Raw genomic sequence first — 17,308 nt, 5'->3', positions numbered from 1 at the left:
ACCGGAGGCAATCCGGCTTTTATCGCCGGGCCGGCTTGAATCCTTCGATGATGATGTCGAGCATCGGCTTGCTGGCCGCCCACTGGCTGTCGGGCGTACTCCAGTAGATCGAGTAGGCCTGATCGCGTGCGGTGACGAAGCCGCGGTTGAGCACGTGCTGCCTGTTGCCGCTGTCGGTGGTGTAGATGAACTCCCAGTCGGCCGCCGCACGCCAGTACTTGACGGTCTTGATCTGAACCCGCTGGTAGTTCCCGTAGCCGCTCTTCCGCGCCGCCTCGTTGTTGAGCCAGTCCTGGCGCGGGTTGGGCTTCGGGTTGCGGGTCTGGTCGATCAGCAGGAACCGGTTGCCGTTGGGCTCGGTCCAGCGGGCGCGGCCGCCGCCGTCGTTGCGGTACGTCCAGCCTTCCGGCACAGGCACCTGGAACCCGCTGCCGTTGTCGCGCATCCGCCAACCGGCCGGGAGCGTGAAGCCCTGCGGCGTCGGGGTCGCGGTCGGCGCCGGTGGCTTGGTCGTCGGCGCCGGCTTTGTGGCCGCGTCGGTGGTCGCCGGCTGGGCCTGGTTGGGGCCGGGCGGGTTCGCGGCCTTCTTACTGTCCGGATCGTCGCGGAGGAGGAGCAGGACGACGGCCATCAGGAGTACGACGGCTGCGAGCCCCGCGGCCACGACGGCGAGGGACCTGGTCCGCCGGTCTGTCCGGCGTGGAGGGTTGGCGCCGCCCTGGTGGATCCGGCCCTGGTTGACGGGTGGTGGCGGCGGGACCGAGGCGCGGCCGGCCGGGGAGACCGGGCGGGCGGTGGGGCCGCTGGGCGAGACCGGGCGCGCCGCCGGTGAGATCGGGCGGGCGGTCGGGCCGCCCGGGACGACGACCGGGCGGGTTTCGTCCGCCGGCGGGGCGGGCGAGGTCGGTGCCGGGGCCGAGGCGGCGCCCACGGCGTCGGCGTCGGGTGGGACGGGTGCCGCCGGGCTGGTCGGTGCGGCGGTGGGAGCGGCGGGCGAGATCGGCCAGACGCCGGCGCCGGGCGGGTTGTGCGGGGTGCGCTGGCGCGGTGTCGGGTTCGCCGGTGCGGCCGGGCTTTGCGACGCCGCTTGGCTCTGCGGCGGCGCTGGGCTCTGGGGAGCGGCTGGGCTTACCGGGGCCGGGCCGGCCGGCGAGGCGGGGGCGGCGGGGAGGGGTGGGAAGCCTTGGCGGTCGCGGAGCGCGGTGGTCCGGCGTACCCCGTCCAGAAGCGGGCGACGCGCGACGTTCTTGCGGCCGGACGCGCGGCGCAATAGTCGGTCGGCCTCGTCGGGGTCGATCCGGTCGGCGGCTTCCTTGCGCAACAGTCCACTGAGGACGGGCCGGAGCGCGCCGGCCCGGCGGGCAGGTGCCGGGGGCTCGGTGGCGAGAGCGGCCAGGGTGGCCAGCGCGGACGGCCGGGCGAACGGCGACTGCCCTTCGACCGCGGCGTAGAGCGTGGCGCCGAACGACCACATGTCGGTGCGGGGACCGGAGGTGCCGTCGCGGGCCCGCTCGGGCGCGATGTAAGCAGGAGAGCCCAGCACCAGCCCCGTGCGGGTGACCGTGGGGTCACCCGGAATGGTGGCCAACCCCCAGTCGGTGAGCACGACCCGGCCGTCGTCGGCCAGTAACACGTTGGCGGGCTTGACGTCGCGGTGCACGACCCCGGCCCGGTGCGCGGTGCGGAGGGCGGCCAGCATGCCGAGCCCGATCTCCGCGACCCGAACAACCGGAAGCGGCCCGTCGTTGGCGATCACGTCCTGGAGCGACCGGGACGCCACGTATTCCATGACGATCCACGGATCACCGTCGGTGCGCAGGACGTCGAAGATACGTACCACGTTGATGTGGTTGAGCCGGGCGATCGCGCGGGCCTCGCGCAACGACCGCTCGCGCATCTCCCGACGCTCGTCGTCGGTGAGCCCCGGCGGCGGGACAAGTTCCTTGATCGCCACCTCGCGGTGCAACACCTCGTCGAGGGCCCGCCAAACCCGGCCCATGCCGCCTTGACCGAGCGGTTCGAGAAGCCGATACCGGTCGGCGACGAGCTGGGGCTGAGTCATCGACATCACCCAAAACCGTACCTGTGCCCCCCGACAGCCACACGGGCGGCAGTTACTCGTGTGACGTACACCGGCCGTACGCTGGTGGGATGTCGGAGGAACCCCTGTTCAAGGTCACCCGCGGAGCGCCAACAGCCGAAGAGCTGGCCGCGCTGGTCGGCGTGCTGTCCGTCCGCCTCCGCCCGGCCACTGCGGTCCCGACGCCCGTTTCATCACATTGGACCCGATCAGCCCGCCCTGGTTTTCTGGCTGCCGGCCCAGGCGCCTGGCGAGCCTCAGGCTTGCCCCACTAAATCGCACAATCAGGGCTGCGCCCTTTGGCGCAGCGGCGCTAGCCTCACGGTCAGCAACGACTCGGTGACCACGAGGAGGGGTGGCGTGTGGCTCTGTCCAACGAGGACCTCCCACCGGCCTGGCTCCGCGACTACGCCACGATCGAGGCGGACATAGGGCGAATGGAAGAGTTCGCCGCGAAGCTAGACGCCGAGGTCCGCGACAACTTCACGCCCCACGTCGCCCGCATTTATGACGACATGTCAGTTGACCTACCTGAGGTCTACACCGACTTCCCCGAGCTAGCGTCATTTGTGGACGCGCACCAGGCCTCGGCCCTGGACACCGCCGACCTGATCTATTTCTACCGCGAAGCCACCGGGGCGTTCGCAACCGCGGCAGGAACCGTCAGTGCCCAGTACCGAGACGCGGACGCATTCGCCACCGCACGGGTGAGCGACGTCAAAGAGGCTTTGAACGCGACGTCCGCCGCCACGCCCGAGGCTGGGTGGAGACCCCCAGATGCGTGACAACGACGGCATCCCACAGCGCGAGTCGACAACGAACTGGCAGGCGCACGACACCCCGTCGATGTGGCGAATGATCGAACCGCAACAAACCGACGCCCATTGGCGCCACGTGTCCGGCCTACGAAGAATGGCGGAGCTGACCGCCACCCACCTTGGCCGACTCCAGCGGTACCGAGATGGTCTCGCGGAGGCTTGGCCGCCAGAGCGGAGCAAGGCCTCGCAGGCATTCATCTCCCGTCTGGACTATCTGATCGAGCACGTGCGCGGCACCCATCAAGTAGCCGCGGCCAACTACAGCACCGTGTCCACTGCCACGGCAGCCGTACAAGCCACCCGCAGCGACATGGAGAAGATCCACGCCGAGTACCAGGCAAAGCTTCAAGCTCTGAGGACCTACGAAAATCTGGCCCAAACCGAACGAGCCAGCCAACTTCCTGGCACTACCATCGGCCCTCCGCCGGCAACCAGCGCCGACCTAGAACGGATCAATCTCCGCGCTCGTTTAGCAATGTCGGGTCTCAGCAGCGCCTTGGTCGAGGCTCAGACCCGACTTCAACGTCCCGCGCCCTACGCACCCGTGGGACACCGCGACGATCCAACTACCATTTATGGATCACGGGGAAACAAGCCAACGATCCGAGCGATGATCGCTGCGCCTACTCCTCCGAGCCCCGCCCTAGACGGATCGTCAGGTGGCTTCCGGGCCACGCCTTATCCCGCACCTGCGGCGCCAGCCGGCGGCCCGACTTCGATCCTTCCAAGATCGCTAACGGCGGAGGGGCTCCCCAAACGTTCGAGCAACGAGGTTGAGTCGCGTCGATCGAACGCCGTTGGTCTTGGAACTTCCGGGCGCTCTACAGGTGCTGTTGCCGCCGCTGTCGTCGGCCATGTAACGCCGGCCATGCCGACCGGTGGGATCATCGGCCCGCCGACTACGCCAGGACAGTCCGGTGCAAGATCCGGACCGATCATCAATCCCACGGGTGGCGTCATCAGCGCACCACCGCCCAATTCATCCGCCGGCAGTCCCGGAGCGGTCTCTGGTCACCCATCACGAAGGCACGCGGCGGATAACCCCTCCACTCAGTCCGTTCTCCAGGAATCGTGGATCATGGCCGTAGGGGTGCCACCGGTCATCGCACCATCGACCGCCATATCGACGCACGACCCCGGTCCGGCGATCGGTATAGACCATTGACGCCTTACTACAGAGCGATAAGCCTCGCAGCGCTGCTGACTACCGTGGTCTTTGGCATGCGCCAAGACGCGGACACAGTGCGCAGTAGCCAATGGCACCTTCGCTTCCTCAACGTCGAGGCGGCCCAACAAGTCTCCAAAGGCGATGGCGTCGAGGTGGCCATCGTTGACACAGGCGTTGACCCTCACCGCGATTTAGACAACAACCTGCGCCCTGGCGCGGTTGTTGATCCAAGATCGCCCACTGGCGATGGGAGGACTGACAGCGACGGGCACGGCACCGCAATGGCCGGATTGATTGCCGCGCACGGTCGAGGCCCGGACGGGGCGCTCGGCATCGCACCGAGATCCCAAATAGTTCCTGTGACCATCAGTTCTTCTGGGGAACCGGTAAGTCCCGATGTCGCGGCGGCCGGCATCGAATGGGCAACCACTCGACACGTTGAGGTCATCAATCTCTCGTACAGCGGAGGCCCTTCGTCCAGCCTCCGCGAGGCGGTCGAAAGAGCGATCGAGGAAGATATCGTCGTCGTAGCAGCAGTGGGAAACCGTCCGTCTAGGGGCGTGGAATTTCCTGCGATGTATCCCGGGGTTCTCGCCGTCGGCGCGGTCGACAAGAGTGGGTCCATAGCGGACATATCCGTCACAGGGCAAGGGGTCGTGCTGACCGCGCCGGGTGTCGACATTCACTCAACAAGTCGTCGCGACCAGTACCAACGCGCCGACGGGACATCGGATGCCGCTGCCATCGTTTCTGGGGCTGTCGCGTTGGTGCGAAGCCGCTTTCCGGAGCTTCCGGCAGAGGAGGTGGTGCACCGACTAACCGCGACCGCAACCGACAGGGGCTCCCCTGGGCGGGATGATGAGTACGGCTTCGGCGTGCTCAACATCGTGGCCGCGCTTACCGCTGACGTTCCGCCGCTCTCCCCCTCGGCTTCCGCCGCCACGCCCAGCTCCGCGGGCGACGCGCTGCCGCCCGTCGATGGCCATCGAGCGGACGGGTCGGCCATCTGGATTGCGGCTTTGGTTGGGGCTGGGGTTGTTATCGGTGTCTTCATACTCATCGTGCTTGCCCGTCGGCATCGCGTGGGAAGGCGACCGGTACCGTAGCTCCCCGTGCGGACGGCTGGATCTACAACCTTGGTGTTGGCGTCGGCGAGCCCAGCCCGGCGGGCTTTGCTCAACTCGGCTGGGATTGACGTGGAAGTGGTGGTCAGCGGGGTCGACGAATCGGCAGTACAGGAGCCGACTGCGGAGGAGCTCTGCCTGACCCTTGCGAGACTCAAGGCGACCGAGGTCGCGAGGCGGCTCGGGGCCGAGGGCATCGTGGTCAGCCCTGGTGGGCGGCTTCTGGTGCTTGGGTGCGACTCCGTCCTTGAGTTCGACGGGCAGGTGCTCGGGAAGCCGACCGATGCCGATGACGCGGTTCGGCGTTGGCAGAGCATGCGGGGGCGGACCGGTGTGTTGCACACCGGGCACTACCTGATCGATCTCGCTGGGGTGACCGTCGGCGCCGTTGGGTCTACCAAGGTCGAGTTTGCTGAGCTCACTGACGAGGAGATCGCCGCTTACGTCGGGACCGGCGAGCCGCTCCACGTGGCCGGGGCGTTCACCATCGACGGGCTTGGTGGGCCGTTTGTCGAGCGCATCGAGGGTGACCACGGGAATGTCGTGGGGCTTTCGCTTCCGCTGCTACGCCACCTGCTCGACGATCTCGGTGTGCGGCTCACCGACCTTTGGAAGAGCTAGCGACCTGGCCAGCCACACCGTCAGGACCACCGCGGCCGCTATGAAGGCCGGCAGTACCAGGAACGCCTCGTGGGTTCCTGAGCGGTCGGCCAGCGCGCCCAGGAGAACCGGGGCTACGCCGAAGCCCAGGGCTACCGGGTAGCTCGTCAGGCCCGCCGCTCGGTCGGCCTGGCCTGGGGCCGCGGCCAGGGCCAGCGAGATCACCAGCGGGTACTGGACCGCTATGCCCAGGCCCACCACGAACAGGCCGAATACCGCCAGCCAGGGCGCGGTTCCCACCCAGAACAGCGCGAAGCCCGCCAGGGTGACGCCCAGCGACAGCAACAGCAGGCGGATCGTCGGCACGTGCAGTGCTATCCGGCCCGCGGCCAGGCGGCCCGCGAACATGCCGGCCAGAACCGCGGCGAAGCCGGCCGCGGCCGGGCCCGAGCTCATGCCGGCGTGGGTGCGAAGTACGTCGACCGCCCACAGCGAGAAGCAGACCTCGATCGACGAGGTGGCGGCGAGCAGGATCAGGGTGATCCAGTACGGCCGGGGCAGGCGCCCGGCGACAGGGGCGGACGACGTGACGCTAGGGCGCACCGGGATCGGCACCCGCCAGAACGCCGTTAGCAGCAGGACGCCCAGGATGAGTAGGACCACCAGCGACAGGGCCGGGCGCCAGCCCAGGCCCGCCGCGACGAAGGCGCCCACCACCAGCGGTGACACGACGCCGGTGAAGGCGGCGGCCGCGTTCGCCTCGCTCAGGGCCGCTGGTGCGGCGGCGCCCTGGTGGTCCGAGAGCGCGGCGTTGACGCCGTTGACGATGAACGAGCCGAAGATCGAGGCCAGCACGGCGGCCCCGATCGTCAGGGGCAGTGGGCGGGCCAGCCACAGGACGCCGATCACCAAGGCCACGCCCACGAGGCCCGTCCAGATGGTGGGGCCGCGGCCGATTCGGCGGGACAACGGCGAGAAGACGAAGCCCGCGATCAGGACGCCGACCGCGAGGCCCGTGCCGTGCAGGCTGGCCAGCGCGGCGCTGACCCCCTGCTCGTCGCGGAGCAGCGGCACGACCGGGCCGAAGCCATAGAGGAAAAAGCCCCAGACGCCTAGCTGCGCATAGAGCAGGAGGGTCAGGCGGTCGTGGACGAGACGCGGCACGGCCTCACGTTACGCGGAGAATGCGCTCTCACAGATCGCCGGAAATCGGGGGTGGCCTACGTCTCAACCCGAGAAGGGTGCCCGCGACCCCGTGGTCCGCGGGCACCCCCCAGAAACTCAGCGGACGCTGCGGGCGAACTCGCGCGCGGCCCACCAGACCGACAGCACGGTCAGGACCGAGACGATCAACAGGCCCTGCCAGACGCGGTCGTTGCCGATGTCTCCCGCGAACAGGGCGCGGGTGCCGTCGACCGCCCAGGAGAAGGGGTTCCACTTGGCGACGTCTTCGAGCCAGCCCGGTGCGAACTGCAGGGGTAGCAGGATGCCCGATAGCAGCAGCACCGGCTGGGCGACCGTGTTCATCAGCGGCGCCAGGGCGTCTTCGCTCTTGACCGCGAGCGCCACGCCGTAGGAGACCGACGAGGTCATCAGCGCGATCAGTGCCAGCATCAGGTAGGCCAGCAGCAGGTCGCCGATGAACACCCGCAGGTCGAAGAAGAGCGCCAGGATCGTGATGATGCCGGCCTGGGCGATCAGCGACACCACGTCGCGCAGCGACCGGCCGAGCAGCAGCGCGAAGCGGCTGACCGGGGTCACCCGGGACCGCTCGATCACGCCCGCCCGTAGCTCGGCGATCAGGCCGAAGCCCTGGAACAGCCCACCGAAGATCGCCAGCAGGACCAACAGACCCGGCACGAACACCTGGTAGGCCTCGGCGTCGCTGGTCACGCCGAGCGGGGACAGCGCCGGCTTCAACAAGGGGGCGAAAAGCAATAGGTACATCACCGGTTGGAAGACGCCGACGAACACCCACACCGGGTTGCGGAGCAGCAGTTGCATCTGCCGCGCGAAGATCAGCCAAGTGTCTCGGAAGAATTTCATGAGAATCACTTCTCCCGCAGCGAACGGCCGGTCTTGGTCAGGAAGACGTCGTCGAGGCTCGGACGATGCAGCTCGATCGACTTGAGGGTGACGCCGTTGCGCTCCAGCTCGCGCAGCACCTGCGGCATGGCGGTGGCACCGTCGTCGACGAAGAGCCGCAGGCCGTCGCCGGTGTCGAGCTTTTCCAGCCGGGACACGAACGCGACCGAGTCGAGCAGCGTGGCGGCCTCGGCGGTCGCTCCGTTGAGCCCGATGGTGATCACGTCGTGGGAGATCTCGCGCTTGAGCGCGGCCGGAGTGCCCTCGGCGACCACCTCGCCGTTGTCCATGATCGCGATGCGGTCGCAGAGCGCGTCGGCCTCTTCGAGGTAGTGGGTGGTGATGAAGACCGTCATGCCCTCGGTGCGCAGCCGGCGGATCTCGTCCCACATGTGTGCCCGGCTCTGCGGGTCGAGGCCGGTGGTCGGCTCGTCGAGGAAGACGACGCGCGGCTCGTGGATGATGCCCAACGCGATGTCGACCCGGCGCCGCTGGCCGCCCGAGTAGGTCTTGCACTTGCGGTCCGCGTATTCGGATAGCTGGAAGGCGTCCAACGCACGAGCGGCACGCTCCAGAGCCACCGATTTCCCGATGCCGTAGAGCCGCGCCTGGAGCACCAGCTCCTCACGCGCCGTCGAGTCGTCCCACGTGCTGCCGCCCTGTGCGACGTAGCCGATGCGACGGCGCACCTCGCCCGGGTCGCGCATGAGGTCGACGCCCGCGACCGTGGCCGCGCCGCCGTCGGGGACGATCAGCGTGGCGAGCATGCGCAGCGTGGTGGTCTTGCCGGCGCCGTTGGGGCCGAGGAACCCGAAGATCTCGCCCTCGTCGACGCGTAGGTCGACGCCGCGCACGGCCTCGACCGTTTTCTTCTCTCTGCCCTGGCGGGAGCGGAACGACTTCCGCAGCCCGCTGGTCTCGATGATCACGAAGCACCCCCGGATCGACTGATGTCACCCGGGACTCTAACGCGATATAACTCGACTGGTCAACGTTGAGTATTGCTTGACCTTTCGAGATATTCAGCGAACTCGGGAGACTCACGGAGGGTATCGGGGGTGTATGACACTCCTGAGTCGATCAAGTCGGCGATGCGCTCACACCAGTCGATCTCTCCCGCCATCCGCGCGATGCTGAGCTCGAACATCCACGCGACGTGCGTCGGCTTGAGCTCACTGATCCACCGGGACTCCAGCGAGGCCTTCATGCCGTCGACCGTCGCCCGCAGCATGGTCGCCCGGTGCCGCAACGCGGACGAGGCCTCGGAACGCGGCAGAGAAGGAAGGAAGGAGAGGGCCGCGAAGAAGGGGTCGGTCGGCGGCGCCGCGTTCCACCACAAATCTCGCAACAGCGTCTCGAACTCAGCCGAGCCCTTCGCCGTGATCTCGTACGACGTGCGGGCCGGTCGCCCGCCGACCTGGTCGGTGCCGACCTCGCGCAGCATCTCTTCCTCGGTCAGCTTGCGCAGGCCGTGATAGATCGATCCAGGTTGTACGTTCGCCCAGCGGTCGGCACCCCAACTCAGCAGCTCACGCCGCACGTCGTAGCCGTGAACGGGCTGCATCAAGCGCACCGCGCCGAGGATCATCATCCGGGTTGCCGACACGTGACAAGCGTTGCACATCCCACAGCTACTCTTAGGTAAGTTGATCATCCGCGCCGATACACTCCCGAATATGCGCAAGGTTCTGATCGCCAACCGCGGGGAGATCGCGGTGCGGGTCATCCGCGCCTGCCGGGACGCCGGGCTGGGCAGCGTGGCCGTCTACGCCGACTCCGACCGGGAAGCTCCGCACGCGGTGCTCGCAGACGAGGCCTACGCACTCAACGGCGAGACGGCCGCGGACACCTACCTGCGCATCGACAAGCTGATCGACATAGCGAAACAAGCCGGCGCGGACGCCGTACACCCCGGCTATGGCTTCTTGTCGGAAAACGCGGATTTCGCGACCGCGGTGACCGAAGCGGGCCTGACCTGGATCGGCCCCTCCCCGCAGGCGATCCGCGACCTTGGTGACAAGGTCACCGCGCGGCACATCGCCCAGCGCGCCGGCGCCCCGCTCGTCCCCGGCACCCCCGACCCGGTCAAGGGCCCCGACGAGATCGTCGACTTCGCCAACAAGAACGGCCTCCCGGTAGCGATCAAGGCAGCCTTCGGCGGCGGAGGAAGAGGCCTCAAGGTCGCCCGCACGATCGAGGAGATCCCGGCGCTGTTCGAGAGCGCCACGCGCGAGGCCGTCGCGGCGTTCGGCCGGGGCGAGTGCTTCGTCGAGCGCTACCTGGACCACCCCCGGCACGTCGAGGCGCAGGTGCTCGCCGACCGGCACGGCAACGTGGTCGTCGTCGGCACCCGGGACTGCTCTCTTCAGCGTCGCCACCAGAAGCTGGTCGAGGAGGCGCCCGCGCCGTTCCTGACCGACGACCAGCGCAAGCAGATCCACGAGAGTGCCAAGGCGATCTGCCGCGAGGCCGCGTACGAGGGTGCCGGCACCGTGGAATACCTCGTCGGCGCCGACGGCACGATCTCGTTCCTCGAGGTCAACACCCGCCTCCAGGTCGAGCACCCGGTGTCCGAGGAGACCTCCGGCATCGACCTGGTCCGCGAGCAGTTCCGGATCGCGGCCGGCGAGCCGCTGCGACACACCGAGGACCCGACCCCGCGCGGCCATTCGTTCGAGTTCCGGATCAACGGCGAGGACCCGGGCCGCAACTTCCTGCCCGCCCCGGGCGTGGTGAGCAAGCTGCGGCTGCCGAGCGGCCCGGGCGTCCGGGTCGACGCGGGCATCACCGAGGGTGACGTCATCGGCGGCAACTTCGACTCACTGCTCGCCAAGGTCATCGTCACCGGCGAGACCCGCACCGAGGCGCTCGAACGGGCCCGGCGCGCGCTCGACGAGATGGTGGTCGACGGGATGGCCACCGCGCTGCCGTTCCATCGCCTGGTGGTGCGCGATTCCGCGTTCACCGAGGAGCCGTTCCGCGTGCACACGCGGTGGATCGAGACCGAATGGTCCAACACCGTGGAGCCATACGGCGCCGCCGAGGCGGCTAGGCCGGAGGCGGAACGCGAGACCGTCGTGGTCGAGGTGGGCGGAAAGCGGCTCGAAATCACCCTTCCCGCGGGCTTTTCCCAGGGTACGACCGCCAACTCGGGCAGCGCTCCAAATGTGCGCTCGGGTCGGCGGGCGGCGACCCGCAGCGGCGCCGGCGCGGCCGGTGGCGACAGCCTGAACTCTCCGATGCAGGGCACGATCGTCAAGGTCGCGGTCGCTGACGGTGACGAGGTGGCCGAGGGCGACCTGATCGTGGTGCTCGAGGCGATGAAGATGGAGCAGCCGATCAATGCGCACAAGGCGGGTACGGTGTCGGGGCTCGAGGCGACGGTCGGCGCGACGGTGACCGCCGGCGCCCCGATCTGCACGATCGCTTAGCGACCCCACGTACCAGCAGGAAAGATGTTCGGGTGAGATTTCTCGACGGCAACGTGCCCAGCCACGACCTGACGTACAGCGACGTCTTCATGACGCCCAACCGGTCGGAGCTGGTGTCCCGGCTCGACGTCGATCTGTCGACGACCGACGGCAGCGGCACCACGATTCCGCTCGTGGTGGCCAACATGACCGCGGTCGCCGGCCGCCGGATGGCCGAGACGGTGTCACGGCGCGGCGGCATGGTGGTGATTCCGCAGGACATCCCGATCGACGTGATCGCCGACGTGGTGGCCTGGGTCAAGCGGCGGCACCTGGTGCACGACACCGCGATCACGCTCGGCCCGACCGACACCGTCGGTGACGCCATCCACCTGCTGCCCAAGCGGGCACATGGCGCGGTCGTGGTGGTCGACGACGAGCAGCGGCCGGTCGGCGTGGTCACCGAGGCCGACCTGATCGGAGTCGATCGCTTCGCGCAGGTGCGGCACGTGATGTCCACCGAACTGCTGACCGTGCCGGCCGAGGCCGACCCGCGACGCGGTTTCGACGCCCTCCACGCCAACCGGCGCCGGATCGCACCGGTGGTCGACGTCGAGGGACGCCTGGTCGGAGTGCTGACGCGGGCCGCGGCGCTGCGCGCAACCCTCTACCGACCGGCGCTCGACGCCAAGGGCCGCCTGCGGATCGCGGCCGCGATCGGCATCAACGGCGACGTGGCCGGCAAGGCGGCGGCGCTGCTGGAGGCCGGGGTCGACACGCTGGTGGTGGACACGGCACACGGGCACCAGGAGCGGATGCTGACCGCGTTGCGATCTGTCCGCGCGCTGGACCCGGGCGTCCCGATCGTCGCCGGAAACGTGGTGACCGCGGCGGGCGTGCGGGACCTGGTCGACGCGGGCGCCGACATCATCAAGGTCGGCGTCGGACCGGGCGCGATGTGCACCACCCGGATGATGACCGGGGTCGGCCGGCCGCAGTTCTCGGCGGTGCTCGACTGCGCGACCGCGGCCCGTTCACTGGGCCGACACGTCTGGGCCGACGGCGGCGTACGCCATCCTCGTGACGTGGCGCTGGCGCTGGCCGCGGGCGCCGCCAACGTGATGATCGGGTCGTGGTTCGCGGGCACCTACGAGTCGCCCGGAGACCTCTACACCGACCCGGACGGGCGGCGCTACAAGGAGAGCTTCGGCATGGCGTCGGCCCGCGCGGTCAGCGCCCGCACGGCCGACGACAGCCCGTTCGACCGGGCCCGCAAGGCGGTGTTCGAGGAGGGCATCTCCTCGGCCCGGATGTACCTGGACCCGCAACGGCCCGGCGTCGAGGACCTGATCGACGAGATCGTGGCGGGTGTGCGGAGCGCGTTCACGTACGCCGGTGCGGCCTCGATCCCCGAGTTCCACGAGCGAGCGGTCGTCGGCGTCCAGTCAACGGCCGGCTACGCCGAGGGCAAGCCCCTGCCGACGAGCTGGTAGCGGCCTCTTCCGTCGTGCCTAGCCGGGCGCGAACAGTGGGCGGATCACCTGGCGGGCCGCCGCCTCCGGGTCGGTGCCCAGGTCCTCCGGCAGCGCCCCGCTGACCCACAGGGTCGCGAAGCCGTGCACGATCGACCAGGCGGACAGGCCGGCGATCCGGGTGTCGGCGCCGCGCCGCTGCGGCTCCTGGACGCTCGCGACGGCGTCGGCCAGCGCATCCGAGGCTCGGTCCTTCGCCGCCCGCAGCTCCGGGTCGGTGTCGTTGAGCAGCTCGGGCTGGAACATCACGGAGAAGTGCGCGCGGTGCCCGACGGCGAACCGCACGTAGCCCACGCCCGCGTCCAACACGCCGCCGCCGGCCGCACGGGTGCTGTCGAGCTCGTCGGCGAGCAGCCCGAAGCCCTCGGCCGCGAGCGCGGTGAGCAGCCCCGCCTTGTCGCCGAAATGGTGTGCCGGCGCGGCGTGCGAAACACCGGCCCGCCGAGCCAGGTCACGCAGGCTCAGCGCGGCCGGCCCGCTCTCGGTGATCGCCTCAGCCGCCGCGGCCAGCAGGGTCCGTCGTAGATCGCCGTGGTGATACGGCCGCGTGTCTCTCATAGGTCCACTCTAACTTGCCACTGACAAGTTTCGCTGCTAACTTGACACCGACAAGATTGGAGCGCCGCCATGATGCCTCTCGTTTTCCTCGTCGTCGGTTTCGTCCTCGCCCGCCTCACCGGCCTCGCCGGAGTTGACGCCCTCGACGGGTGGCAGCCCGCGCTGCGGGTCGGACTCGCCCTCATGTTCGTGGTCACCGGCCTGGCCCACTTCGCGCCTCGGATGCGGGCCGACATGATCGCGATGGTCCCGCCCCGGCTGCCCCGTCCCGACCTGCTGGTCACCGCGACGGGCGTGTTGGAACTCGCCGGCGCGATCGGCCTGCTGATCCCGGCGACCGCCCGACTGGCCGCGGGGGCCCTGGCCCTGCTGATGATCGCGATGTTCCCGGCCAACGTCTCGGCGGCCCGGCGCAAGCTGTCCCTGGGTGGTCGCCCGGTCCCGCCGATCGGACCCCGCACAGCCCTCCAGCTGCTCTGGGTCGGCCTGGCGGCCGCCGTTGCGTTCGCCGCTTGATGATCTCCCCTTGCTCTGCACCCATATACGCACCAACCTCGCGACGGGGGTGGTGCGTATATGGGTGCAGAGCAAAGCCGGTGGAGCTGACCGGGCTGGCTTCGCCGGTTCGAACTACCTACCCGCAGCTCAGGGCCGGGGCAACTCGGTTCAACGCCGACTCAGGCCGAGCGTCTCCGGGTAGTCGTCGATCTCGACCAGGGCCTGCACGTGCTCCCGAGCCGCGCGGAGCGCGCCCTCGGGATCGAGGTTCTCGGTCCGATGTTGATAGAGGACGTGCGTCCCGGGCTGGTAGTCACCGATAGCCACGCCGAGGTGCGCTTCGATGAACGACTCGACCCGCGCGTTGGCCGGATCGAAGTAGAGCAGCAGCCGGATGCTGAAGGCCTGGTCCACTCCCGAGCCGTGATCCACCTCCAGCGTGCTTCGGATCTCCGCGCGGAGTTCGTCATCGACCCGGCTCGTCTCGAGATAGGTGCGTTGCTGGCTCTCGCCACCGAAGTCGTAGGCCATCCCCAGCCAGATGGCGTGATCCTCCACCTCGAAGTGGCAGGCGTGCAGCGTGGCGAGGAGAGAGTGCGCTAGCTGATTCGACATCGCGTCCGTCCAGTCCCATGCGTGTCGGGGGAAATGCGTTGCCGATCTTGTCACGCCGGATGGGGCAATCGTTGCCGTGCCCTGTACGGAGCGAACCCGCCGGTAGAGTGGGTTTTCAGGGTGTGCCGGGAAGACTGGTCGGCGGCCGATGTCGTCCGTCCCGGAGGTGCCGCCCGTGGCCGACAAGAACAAGCTCTTCGGCCGCGGCAGCTTGGTCGAGACCACCCGCATCGCCGAGATTCTGCGCACCGAGACCGCTGGCGGTCTGTTGCTCGTCGGCGCCGCGGTGGTCGCCCTTGTTTGGGCCAACTCGCCCTGGTCCAGCGCTTACGAGACGATCTCCGACGCCAGCTTCGGGCCGGCTGCGCTGCACCTTGACCTGTCCGTGGCGCAATGGGCCGCCGACGGGCTGTTGGCGATCTTCTTCTTCGTCGCGGGGCTCGAGCTCAAGCGCGAGTTCGTCGCCGGTGACCTGCGTGATCCGCGCCGGGCCGCTCTGCCGGTGGCGGCCGCGGTCGGTGGGATGATCGTGCCGGCGGTCATCTACGTCGCGGTCAACGCCACCATGGCCGACGGCGCGCCGAGCGGTTGGGCGATACCGACCGCCACCGACATCGCCTTCGCGCTCGCCGTGCTCGGGCTGATCAACACTCACCTGCCGGCCGCGTTACGTACCTTCCTGCTCACCTTGGCCGTGGTCGACGACCTGCTGGCCATCACGATCATCGCCGTGTTCTACACCAGCGCCCTGCACCTGCTGCCGCTGTTGCTGGCGTTGCTGCCCGTCGCGGCTTTCGGGGTCCTGGTGCAGCGCCGCGTACGTTCCTGGTGGCTGCTGCTTCCCCTCGCCCTCACCGCCTGGGCGCTGGTGCACGCGTCCGGCGTGCACGCGACCGTCGCCGGTGTGCTGCTCGCCTTCACCGTGCCCGTGCGCCGCCGCGAGCCGGGTGACGACGGACCCGGCCTGGCCGAGCACTTCGAGCACCGGTGGCGCCCGGTGTCGGCGGGCATCGCCGTCCCGCTGTTCGCCTTCTTCGCCGCCGGTGTCACCGTGGCCGACGCCGAGCTCTGGGCACCCGTCACCATCGGCGTCGTCGCGGGTCTGGTCGCCGGCAAGACGATCGGGGTGCTCGGGTCGACCTGGCTCGTGCAGCGCTTCACCCGGGCCGAGCTCGCGAAAGGGCTCTCCTGGTGGGACGTGCTCGGGCTGGCCATGCTGGCCGGGGTCGGCTTCACCGTCTCGTTGCTGATCGGCGAGCTCGCCTTCGGCGCCGGCACCGACCGGGATGCCGACGCCAAACTCGGCATCCTGGTCGGCTCGGTGCTCGCCGCGGCGGCGGCGACCGTCCTGCTGCGGGCGCGCAACCGCCACTACCGCGAACTCGTCGAGGAAGAACGCCGCGACGACGACGCCGACGGCATCCCCGACGTCTACCAGCGCGGGGACTGACCGGCGTTAACAAGGGACCCTTCCTATGCGGAAAGCGTTAACAAGGGCCCCTTCCTTCGGTTACGGCGGCGGTGATCAGGCGCAGCGCGTCGGCTGCCGGCATCGGCGGGAGCTCGCGGCCGCCGCGCTCGCGCAGGGCCACCTCGCCCGACAAAGCCTCCCGTGCGCCGATCACCGCCACGTACGGGACCCGCAGCGCGGCGGCATCGCGTACGCGGGCGCCCAGCGAACCGCCCTCGACCGCGACGTCGGCGCGCAGCCCGGCCTCGACGGCGGCGGCCGCGAAGGACGAAGCCGCCGCGGCGGCGTCGGCCGACACCGGCAGCACCCGCAGTTGCAGTGGCGCGTACCAGACCGGGAACGCGCCCTCGTGCGCCTCGATCAGGTAGCCGAAGAGCCGCTCCATACTGCCGACCAGGCTGCGGTGGATGAGTACCGGACGTTCCCGAGCACCGCCGGCGTCCACATAAGACAGGTCGAACCGGGCCGGCTTGTCGAAGTCGAGCTGCACGGTCGACAGGGTCCATTCCCGCCCGGCCGCGTCCGCCACCTGGATGTCGATCTTCGGACCGTAGAACGCCGCCTCGCCGGGTGCCTCGACATAGGACCGGTCGCCGAGCGCCTCCCGCAGCAGGGACTCGGCCAGGTCCCACGACGAGTCCGAGCCCACGTACTTCTCCCCCGGCCCGCGCAGCGCCAACCGCAGGCCGCTGACCCGCACGCCGAGCGCGGCATGGGCCACGTCGACCAGGCGGAGCACCGACGCCACCTCGGCACCCACGTCGGCCAGAGCGCAGAAGATGTGTGAGTCGTTGAGATGGATCGCGCGTACCCGGCTCAGGCCGCCCAGCACCCCCGACCGCTCGCTGCGGTACATGCCACCGATCTCGGCGACCCGCAACGGCAGCTCACGGTACGAACGCCCGCGCGCGAGATAGACCAGACAGTGATGTGGACACAGCGCCGGCCGCAGTAAGAGCTCGTCGTCCTCGGAGACGCGCATCGGCGGGAACATGTCGTCCTCGAAGTGGTCCAGGTGCCCGGACAGCTCGAACAGCTCGCGCCGGCCCAACGGTGGTGAGTAGACATGCTGGTATCCGTTGCACCGTTCCAGGTCACGCAGGTATTCCTCGACGGCGTGCCGGGCGGTGGCGCCGGCGGGCAGCCAGATCGGCAGGCCCGCACCGGACCGCGGGTCCGAGTGGAAGATCCCGAGCTCACGCCCGAGCTTGCGATGGTCGATCATTGTCTGCTCCTGACAGATAGGGCGGCGACCCCATCGGCGAGCAGCGGAAAGCCCCGAGCGGAGTCGCCCGGGGCTGGATCGATGACGGTAGGGTCAGCGCAGCACGCCGGGACATCCCGGCGTC

The 17,308-nt window shown here is 69.2% G+C and carries 16 protein-coding genes; 8 read left to right on the top strand and 8 right to left on the bottom strand.

Going from position 1 to position 17,308, the window contains the following annotated elements:
- Positions 1-19: 19 nt before the first annotated feature.
- Positions 20-2,068 (bottom strand): serine/threonine-protein kinase, encoded by a 2,049-nt coding sequence (locus tag BLV39_RS15675; RefSeq protein ID WP_090792268.1) that lies wholly within the window; start codon positions 2,066-2,068, stop codon positions 20-22.
- Positions 2,069-2,151: 83 nt separating this feature from the next.
- Here BLV39_RS15675 and BLV39_RS15670 point away from each other — a divergent pair, with 83 nt between their 5' ends.
- From BLV39_RS15670 to BLV39_RS15655, 4 genes are all read left to right on the top strand, one after another.
- Complete coding sequence (locus tag BLV39_RS15670; RefSeq protein WP_090792265.1) at positions 2,152-2,355, top strand: acyl-CoA carboxylase subunit epsilon; 204 nt, start codon at positions 2,152-2,154, stop codon at positions 2,353-2,355.
- 87 nt (positions 2,356-2,442) lie between these two features.
- The gene (locus tag BLV39_RS15665) at positions 2,443-2,865 is read left to right on the top strand and encodes a hypothetical protein (RefSeq protein ID WP_090792259.1); all 423 of its coding nucleotides are present in this window, start codon (positions 2,443-2,445) and stop codon (positions 2,863-2,865) included.
- 1,254 nt (positions 2,866-4,119) lie between these two features.
- Complete coding sequence (locus BLV39_RS15660) at positions 4,120-5,172, top strand: S8 family serine peptidase (protein ID WP_143049775.1); 1,053 nt, start codon at positions 4,120-4,122, stop codon at positions 5,170-5,172.
- Positions 5,173-5,178: 6 nt separating this feature from the next.
- Positions 5,179-5,811 (top strand): Maf family protein, encoded by a 633-nt coding sequence (locus BLV39_RS15655; RefSeq protein ID WP_090792252.1) that lies wholly within the window; start codon positions 5,179-5,181, stop codon positions 5,809-5,811.
- On the opposite strand, the gene BLV39_RS15650 is transcribed toward BLV39_RS15655, so the two are convergent.
- The 4 genes from BLV39_RS15650 to BLV39_RS15635 all read right to left on the bottom strand — a co-directional run bounded on the left by BLV39_RS15650 (position 5,755) and on the right by BLV39_RS15635 (position 9,466).
- Entirely contained in the window at positions 5,755-6,954 is a 1,200-nt protein-coding gene (locus BLV39_RS15650) for an MFS transporter (RefSeq protein ID WP_090792248.1), read from the bottom strand. The genes BLV39_RS15655 and BLV39_RS15650 overlap by 57 nt on opposite strands.
- 117 nt (positions 6,955-7,071) lie before the next feature.
- Positions 7,072-7,836 (bottom strand): ABC transporter permease, encoded by a 765-nt coding sequence (locus tag BLV39_RS15645; RefSeq protein WP_090792245.1) that lies wholly within the window; start codon positions 7,834-7,836, stop codon positions 7,072-7,074.
- Between the two features lie 5 nt (positions 7,837-7,841).
- A complete protein-coding gene (locus tag BLV39_RS15640; RefSeq protein WP_090797355.1) occupies positions 7,842-8,801 on the bottom strand; it encodes an ATP-binding cassette domain-containing protein in 960 nt (319 codons plus the stop codon).
- 62 nt (positions 8,802-8,863) lie between these two features.
- Positions 8,864-9,466: a PadR family transcriptional regulator gene (locus BLV39_RS15635; RefSeq protein WP_090792243.1), complete on the bottom strand. Its 603-nt coding sequence runs from the start codon at positions 9,464-9,466 to the stop codon at positions 8,864-8,866.
- 85 nt (positions 9,467-9,551) lie between these two features.
- Between BLV39_RS15635 and BLV39_RS15630 the strand changes: the two genes are divergently transcribed.
- Positions 9,552-11,306 (top strand): acetyl/propionyl/methylcrotonyl-CoA carboxylase subunit alpha, encoded by a 1,755-nt coding sequence (locus BLV39_RS15630; RefSeq protein WP_090792240.1) that lies wholly within the window; start codon positions 9,552-9,554, stop codon positions 11,304-11,306.
- Positions 11,307-11,338: 32 nt separating this feature from the next.
- On the top strand, positions 11,339-12,778 hold the full coding sequence (locus BLV39_RS15625) for a GuaB1 family IMP dehydrogenase-related protein (protein WP_090792238.1): 1,440 nt from the start codon (positions 11,339-11,341) through the stop codon (positions 12,776-12,778).
- A gap of 18 nt (positions 12,779-12,796) precedes the next feature.
- Here the strand turns inward: BLV39_RS15625 and BLV39_RS15620 are convergent, their stop codons facing one another.
- Positions 12,797-13,375, bottom strand: a complete 579-nt coding sequence (locus BLV39_RS15620; RefSeq protein WP_090792236.1) for a TetR/AcrR family transcriptional regulator — start codon at positions 13,373-13,375, stop codon at positions 12,797-12,799.
- 69 nt (positions 13,376-13,444) lie between these two features.
- Between BLV39_RS15620 and BLV39_RS15615 the strand changes: the two genes are divergently transcribed.
- Positions 13,445-13,891: a DoxX family protein gene (locus BLV39_RS15615; RefSeq protein ID WP_090792233.1), complete on the top strand. Its 447-nt coding sequence runs from the start codon at positions 13,445-13,447 to the stop codon at positions 13,889-13,891.
- Positions 13,892-14,041: 150 nt separating this feature from the next.
- Here the strand turns inward: BLV39_RS15615 and BLV39_RS15610 are convergent, their stop codons facing one another.
- Positions 14,042-14,488, bottom strand: coding sequence for a hypothetical protein (locus tag BLV39_RS15610; RefSeq protein WP_090792230.1), 447 nt, complete (start codon positions 14,486-14,488; stop codon positions 14,042-14,044).
- Between the two features lie 148 nt (positions 14,489-14,636).
- On the opposite strand from BLV39_RS15610, the gene nhaA reads away from it, so the two are divergent.
- A complete protein-coding gene (gene nhaA / locus BLV39_RS15605; protein ID WP_090792227.1) occupies positions 14,637-15,938 on the top strand; it encodes a Na+/H+ antiporter NhaA in 1,302 nt (433 codons plus the stop codon).
- Between the two features lie 37 nt (positions 15,939-15,975).
- On the opposite strand, the gene thrS is transcribed toward nhaA, so the two are convergent.
- Complete coding sequence (gene thrS / locus BLV39_RS15600) at positions 15,976-17,184, bottom strand: threonine--tRNA ligase (RefSeq protein WP_090792225.1); 1,209 nt, start codon at positions 17,182-17,184, stop codon at positions 15,976-15,978.
- Positions 17,185-17,308 lie beyond the last annotated feature (124 nt).

It is taken from the genome of Asanoa ishikariensis, assembly GCF_900107455.1.
Lineage (GTDB): Bacteria > Actinomycetota > Actinomycetes > Mycobacteriales > Micromonosporaceae > Asanoa > Asanoa ishikariensis.
The sequence above is the reverse complement of the archived record's forward strand: the minus strand, read 5'-3'. Positions and strand labels throughout refer to the sequence as shown.